Origin of the sequence: Streptococcus sp. HMSC071D03 (assembly GCF_001812125.1) — a bacterium.
GTDB lineage: Bacteria > Bacillota > Bacilli > Lactobacillales > Streptococcaceae > Streptococcus > Streptococcus pseudopneumoniae_N.
Map to the genome: position 1 here is coordinate 1 of NZ_KV807778.1, position 7,171 is coordinate 7,171.

General features: G+C 40.5%; 4 protein-coding genes. 2 read left to right on the forward strand and 2 right to left on the reverse strand.

What is annotated here, in order from left to right:
* Positions 1-143: 143 nt before the first annotated feature.
* The gene (locus HMPREF2837_RS07040; RefSeq protein ID WP_049504821.1) at positions 144-596 is read right to left on the reverse strand and encodes a universal stress protein; all 453 of its coding nucleotides are present in this window, start codon (positions 594-596) and stop codon (positions 144-146) included.
* A 144-nt stretch (positions 597-740) separates the two neighbouring features.
* Between HMPREF2837_RS07040 and HMPREF2837_RS07045 the strand changes: the two genes are divergently transcribed.
* A complete protein-coding gene (locus HMPREF2837_RS07045) occupies positions 741-1,580 on the forward strand; it encodes a metallophosphoesterase family protein (protein WP_049549054.1) in 840 nt (279 codons plus the stop codon).
* Between the two features lie 71 nt (positions 1,581-1,651).
* Complete coding sequence (locus HMPREF2837_RS07050; protein ID WP_049549053.1) at positions 1,652-2,089, forward strand: Rrf2 family transcriptional regulator; 438 nt, start codon at positions 1,652-1,654, stop codon at positions 2,087-2,089.
* Between the two features lie 483 nt (positions 2,090-2,572).
* Here the strand turns inward: HMPREF2837_RS07050 and HMPREF2837_RS07055 are convergent, their stop codons facing one another.
* Positions 2,573-6,451, reverse strand: coding sequence for a pullulanase (locus tag HMPREF2837_RS07055; protein WP_049549052.1), 3,879 nt, complete (start codon positions 6,449-6,451; stop codon positions 2,573-2,575).
* Positions 6,452-7,171 lie beyond the last annotated feature (720 nt).

The window sequence follows — 7,171 nt, forward strand, 5'->3', positions numbered from 1 at the left end:
GGGGATTTACCCACTACAGAAATTATAGAGCCTAGAAAAGGAAGCCTTGAATGATGTTTTGATTTCCTGGCTCCAACTACTGCGTCAACAATTTATGAAAAAAATGAGGTTAGGAGAACAATCCCAACCTCATTTCTTTTTTATTACAAAGTTTTGTCCTTATCTCTAACGACGAGAAGGTCAACGCTGGTATGGCGTAGGATATATTCTGATGAAGAACCAACTAGCAGGCGCTCGAAAGCATTGAGCCCTGTTGCTCCAACCAAAATCAAATCAACCTTTTCTTTGTCTGGAATTGTTTTAGCTAAGAGAGTTTTAGGGTTACCCATCTCAATAACAACTTTTATGTCTGTGAGACCAGCATCTCTTGCACGCTTTTCGTATTCTGCCATCAAATCGTTGGCCTCTACTTGCAATTCTTCGTAAACTTCGGCATCAAATGTTGAGATGCTTTGAAGAGCACGTGTGTCAATGACATGAGCAATCGTTAGTTTTGCTTGGTTACGCAGTGCTGAATGAACCCCTTTGATGAAAGCCAAGTCAGCTTCCTTAGAACCGTCAACTGCTACCATGATATTTTCATAACGTTGTGTCATAGCAAAAACCTCCTCATTCTTATTATCTTCATTGTAATCCTTTTCACTAAAAAAGTAAAGTAAAAAACGATAGGAATATAGATACTTTTTGACTTTGACTTGGAGTTTGTTATAATAAAAATAGAAAAACTAAGAGGAAAAGATATGACAAAAGTCGCAGTATTATCAGATATACATGGCAATACAACAGCCTTAGAGGCTGTTCTGGCAGATGCTCAGAAGGCGGGGGTTGATGAGTATTGGCTCTTAGGAGATATCCTCATGCCTGGAACAGGACGAAAAAATATTCTCCAGAGATTGGACACTTTACCCATTACTCTTAGAGTTCTGGGCAATTGGGAAGATAGTCTTTGGCGAGCCTGTCATCGCAAGTTAGATGAAAGCAGACCGAGCCATCGCTACCTCTTGCGCCAGTGTCAGTATATTATGGAAGAAATTAGTAGCCAGGAGATTGAGGCACTGCAGGATTATCCTTTGCAAGTGCATCGCCAGTTTGGAGATCTGAAGCTAGGGATTAGTCATCACTTGCCTGATAAAAACTGGGGGCGAGAATTGATTCATATGGGAAAGCAAGAGGATTTTGATCGTCTTGTCACCAATCCAGAATGCGATATTGCCATTTATGGTCATATCCATCAGCAGTTTCTTCGCTATGGTAGTGGTGGTCAGCTTATCCTGAATCCAGGTTCGATTGGGCAACCCTTCTTTTTATCTGGGAATTTACGCAAGGACTTGCGGGCCCAATACATGATCTTAGAATTTGACGAAAAAGGTTTAAAAGATGCTGATTTTCGTCGTGTCGATTATGATATTGAGGCAGAATTACAGCTAGCCAAAGACTTAAATTTACCCTACTACCAAGTTTATTATGAAAGCTTGGTTAATGGGATTCACCATACCCATAATCAAGACTTACTTCATGAAATTGCTCAAGAACAAGGACATGATGCTGAGTTGGATGACTGGCTTAGTGGTAACTCTTGACATTACAACTACAAGAGATATAATAAATATAAGAAAAAGAACGAGTTAGTCTACTTAAAAAGGAGGAGAAGATGCAAATTTCAAGTCGATTTACCATTGCGACTCACATGTTGATTATTATTGCCCTAAAAGGGAAAGAAAGCAAGGTGACTAGTGATTTTCTAGCTAGTAGTGTTGGAGTCAATCCTGTCATTATCCGTAAGACCTTATCTCAACTGAAAAAAGCTGAGTTGATCTCAGTTGCGCGTGGAACTGGTGGAGCAGAGATTATCAAAGACCTAGAGGACATCAGCTTATTAGATGTTTACCAAGCAGTTGAATGCCTTGGAAAGACTGGACAACTCTTTAGTTTTCATGATAATCCCAATCCAGCCTGCCCAGTTGGTGCAAATATCCATGGAGTTTTAGATGAGAAATTACAAAAGATTCAGCTAGCTATGGAGCAGGAGTTGGGTCAAACCAGTCTTGCCCAAGTAGTGGCAGATGCAGAAGCAAGGATAGAGAAATAAGAGCTTCTAGAAAGAGGCGGAACGTAGACATACCCTATCAGTAATAAAAAAATTGCCCTTATAGAGGTTGGATACTATATAGTAAAAACTCTTAGAAATGCTGACATAATGCTATTTTTAAGAGTTTTTTATTTTCTCTAGTAAAAGAAAGAGATTGAAGCAACTTGATCAAAATGAACCTTTTTTAAAATCTGAAGAGGCGAGACACAAACATAATTTTAGTAGAATATTGAGTATAAATCTTTCCACAATATAGTGGATTGAAATAAGATATGAACAAATCGATTAGGAAAGTCAAAATAATTTTTAAAAATGTTTTAGAATTCGTAGCGTACTATTCTAAGTTCAATCTACTATAAAACGCATATTATCAAGTTTTTTTAAACATCTGATAATATGCGTTTTTCTGATTTTAAAGACTTTTATCCCAGCCTCTTTTTACATGTCTTTCTATCCAGTTGCTAGATTTATAGAAACCTTGGTTTATTGTTCCTTTCTTGACTTTAGGAAACTTCCAAGTCCAAGAAGGGACAGAATGCTGAATCCAACAAGAGCAAGAGGTGATTTGTTTTCAGTTCCTGTGTTTGGAAGGACTTTTTGTGCTGGTGAGTCAGTTCCAGATTGAGTTGCGTCAGTTTTGTTAGCTAGAGTTTGAGAGTTAGTTGCGTCAGTTTTGCTAGCTAAAGTTTGAGCGTTAGTTGAGTCAGACTGGTTAGCTAGAGTTTGAGCGTTAGTTGAGTCAGTTTTGCTAGCTAAAGTTTGAGCGTTAGTTGAGTCAGACTGGTTAGCTAGATTTTGAGAGTTAGTTGCGTCAGTTTTGTTAGCTAGAGTTTGCCCTTTAGCTTCTGGCTTGTCTGTATTTGTTTTAGGTGTGCTTGGTTGCACTTCTGGTTTTTCTTGGGTTGAAGGAAGTGCTGGAGACTCTTTAGTGATGCGCAAAACAGTAGCCGTAAGAGCGTTCAATTTCAAACCATTTTCTGTCCATGCCAGTCCTTGAGGCTTGGCAATGGCCAATGTTCCAGCTTGGTTTTCATCTGCAAGAACTTGGGCATTTCTCAAGTGGGCAAATTCAGATCCTAGAGTGAATTCGCGAGCTTTTTCGTCCGCATTGACAAAGACTGCGTAGATATCTCCATTTGGAGCAGTGATTTGGTAGCCAATCACTACGTCCTCTTTTTCCACACCATTTTGTCCTGGGACAGTAATGAGGCGGACACGTTCCTTGATATCTTCAAGACTCTTGAGTCGGAAGGCATCTGTTGATTGACGCAGAGCAATCAAACCTTTCATGTAGTTACGGCTCTTGACATTTTCAGGGAAAGCTTTACCATCAGTTGCCTTGGTCCAATCAAACTTGTTGACAGCATCACTTGAGTCGTAAGAGTCATGGATGAAGTAAGGATAGTCAAATGGATTACCATCCTTGTCACGAAGTAAGTGAGATTTATTTGGTACCTTATCCTCTGAAACTGGTGTCTTGTAAGCAGGGTCACGGAATTGTTTGGTACGTCCATATTCCTGCCCAGAGTGGATAAACGGAGTTCCTTGAGCTGTCAAGACCATGAGGTTTCCAAGTCGTAAACGACGATGAATTTCAGCATAGTTCTCAGCCTTGCTTGGGTCTTTTTTGATAGACTGGGCAATGATATCAAAGAGGGTCAAGTTATCATGGGCTGCGATATACTGGATAACATCTCCAGGACTGTCTGCTTCAAAGTTGGTTGGTTGAGCAATGAGATTTTTGAAGATGGTATTGATATCACGCTTGCCACCTGTGATAAAGGCAGGTTGACCTTCATTTGGATAACCTGACTTGAGGTTGTTACGGATGTCGTCTGAAAAGACAGCAACAGTATCTGTGTGTTTCATCCAATCCTGATCAGCAGGTCTAGTAGGCGTATTTTCATCACCAGAATAGGTTCTCCAACCTTCACCAAGCATGATGAGATTTGGATTGAGGGCGCGTGCAGCCTTGTAAGCTTCTTCGACAGAAGCTGCATCATGATCTCCCATCATATCGAAACGGAAACCATCCACTTTGTAGGTGTCAACCAGATACTTGATAGAATCTACCATGACGCGTTTAGACATGTAGTGGGTTGTTCCTAGACGACCACCACCAAAGCTAGTACGAGGTGTCCCGTCTGCATCCATGAAGTGGTAGTAGTTTGGCTCAAGATCTTCAAAGATATCGACATTGGCAGTATGGTTGTAAACTACGTCTAAGATAGCACCCATGCCACGTTTATGGATTTCGTTGACAAGGTTCTTAAATTCTGCGATACGTTTTTCTGGATCCTTAGGATTGCTTGAGTACATACCAGTCAATGAGAAGTAGTTTTGAGGGTCATAACCCCAGTTGTAGTTGCTATCGCTTGAAGCATAGGCGGACAAGCGTTCTTGGTTCTTCAATTCATTGACAAAGTAGTATGACAAGACTGGAAGGAGCTGGATATGGGTCACGCCCAAGTCTTTGAGGTAGTCTAGTTTTTCGATAAAGGCTTCAAAAGTACCAAATGGCTTAGTCAAATCTTTTGCGATGGCAGGATCTGAAGTGAAGTCACGAACGTGAGCCTCGTAGATAACAGCATCTTCGCGAGATTTGAAATTGCGAATCTTACCATAGGTCAAGTCTTGCGGCCCTAGTTTTGCTGGGTCTACAAAAGCAGCTTTAGCAACTTTATGGGCAGCATCTGTTTTTGCTAGATCGCTGTTCCAAGCTGCCAGAGATTTAGCATAAGGATCTAGTGCGAGAACAGTCTTGCCTTGGCGCTCGATTTGATATTGGTAGTAGTAGCCAGTATAGTTGCTGATGCCAAGACCAGAGTTTTCATTCAGAGTTTGTTTCCAGGTTCCTTTTTCTCCTTTTTCAAGGGCGACGGTTCCGACTACTTTTTCAGGATCTTTCTTATCGTAGACGACAACTGAAACCTTATCGGCACTTGGAGACCAAAGAGTCAGATCAACAAGTTTGCCATCTTCTTTAAGATTTGCACCGAGTGGACCGTCGTAACTGTAAGTCTCGTCTTTGAGACGCCAGCTTGAACGAGTTGTAAAACGGTCTGAATCATAGGCAACGGTGTAAGGGTTTTGAGTGTCAGAAAAATCACCGATGTAGGTTACTTTCTTACCTGCTTCATCAACTGTAACATCTGTGATTGTCACTTTATTTCCTTGGTGGTCAGTGATGTTGGAATGTTTAAGGATGTCTTCTTTTTTAGCCCCAACTAGGGTAGAAAAACTGCTTTCAATACGAGATTTAGCTACATGTTGGGCACCAGTCATACGGATATCGTGTACATAGTAAGGGTTGGTGTAGATGGTTTCGTCATCATCCTTAAGGAAGATTTGACTATGGTTTTTCAGGTCAGTAAATTTATAATCTTCTTTTCTGATTTTCACATCATCGCCTTTCTTGCTCTCATCTAATAGTAAAAATCCAAATTCTCTTGCGGCTTCATTGAGCGGAATATCGATGTAGCGTCCGTGTTTTCCACTTGCAGTAAAGTCTGTACCGTCAGGCCATTCACCATTGCTTGGAGTCTTCACATCTCCCCAGTACCAGAGGGATTTCTTGTCATAGTTGCCATCGGTGCGGAAATAGTTGACGCGGATCGTTCCCGCTGGCTGAGGTTGGTAGTTGTGGACTTTGTAGTCCTCATCTAGCCAAGCTTCATTCATCTTTGGAGAGAGGCGCTCTACTGAACGATCTCCAGTAAGGTTGTCCCCTTTGGTGTTGTTAATGAGGAAGCTGATTTTCTTGGCTTGCTCATTTTTTAGTTTGACATCTAGGTAGTAGCCGTAGTCGTCTTTCTTGGCATCCTTGAAAGACTGGGCGCCATTTGGCCAGTTCTCAGATGGTTTTTCAACATCATCCCAAGTCCAAAGACCTTGCGAATCTTGGTTTTCTTGAGGAAGTTTTTTGACATGGATACGGAAGTAGTTGTCTGCGATTGGGGTTTCAGATACAGTGTCTGCTGGCGAAGCTTTCTCAGCGGCTAGACTTGATACTTCTGTTTTATCGTCTTTATTGTTTGGAAGGCTTGGAGTAGCTTCAGTTGTAGTTGTTTCAGAAACTGCTACTGGTTCAGATGTTTTAGACTCTAGGGAAGCGTTTGCATCTTTGTGGTCCAAAATAGGCGTTTTTTCCTCAGCTTGGCTGGTTTCTGTAGTAGCTGGGTTTGCGCTAATAGCGCTTACATTTTCTTGCGTGCCAGGACTAGTTTCAGCTGCAGATACAGAAGGTGCTGTTAGGGCAAGGAGGATAAAGCTTGCTCCAATAAGGACAGAGCCAGTTCCGTTTTTCAGAGAACGGATGCTGTAAATCATTTTTTTATCTGGTTGAGATGACGTGTTTTTCATAGACACTCTCCTATCATTTATTTCTATCTTAGTATAGCACGGAGTAACAGTTTATGCAATCGTTTTCTTGAATTTTATAGATGAGAAATCAGACTATGTGAAAAATCATCCTCCATTAAAATCAAATCCCCTTTTTGTTGATAGTCTACTGAAGAAATATCCTAGCCTGAGTAAAAACATTGACATTGACCAGCTCATCAGTAGATCTTACTATATTCTAGCAAAGCAAGGAAAAAGTTTTTAGAGAGTGGGACAGAAATCGGTAATTCGTTAGAATTCGATTTCGTCGTCCCACCTACGCACAGTTGAGTAGGGCTGTAAAAGCTGATGAAATCAGCGTAGTAGAGCCCACTCAACCACTGCGTCTTGCACGACAATCCAAAGACAATTGAGAGGCTAGGACTTTTGTCCCAGACTCATTGTTAAATGAAATAAAATCTCAACAAATTTACTAGAGAACTTAAGTCAATTTCTAGCAATTTTTTAGAATTCACAATGCATAATAGATTGAATCTAGAATAGTACATAACGACTGCTAAAAATATTTCTAGAAATTAGTTTGACTTTCCTAATCGAATTGTTCATACCTTATTTCAATCTATTATAGTGTTTTATATTTAATCTATCATACAACAAAATTATTGTAAATGAGCAAAAATTTATCGACAAGTGCGAATCCATTGTTGAAAGTAATACTCAATGAAAATCAAAGAGCAAACT

What these genes read in the sequence shown, in the direction of transcription:
- HMPREF2837_RS07045 (WP_049549054.1), top strand. Translation starts at nt 741, where the DNA reads ATGACAAAAGTCGCAGTATTATCAGATATACATGGCAATACAACAGCC.
- HMPREF2837_RS07050 (WP_049549053.1), top strand. Translation starts at nt 1,652, where the DNA reads ATGCAAATTTCAAGTCGATTTACCATTGCGACTCACATGTTGATTATT.
- HMPREF2837_RS07040 (WP_049504821.1), bottom strand. Translation starts at nt 596, where the DNA reads ATGACACAACGTTATGAAAATATCATGGTAGCAGTTGACGGTTCTAAG.
- HMPREF2837_RS07055 (WP_049549052.1), bottom strand. Translation starts at nt 6,451, where the DNA reads ATGAAAAACACGTCATCTCAACCAGATAAAAAAATGATTTACAGCATC.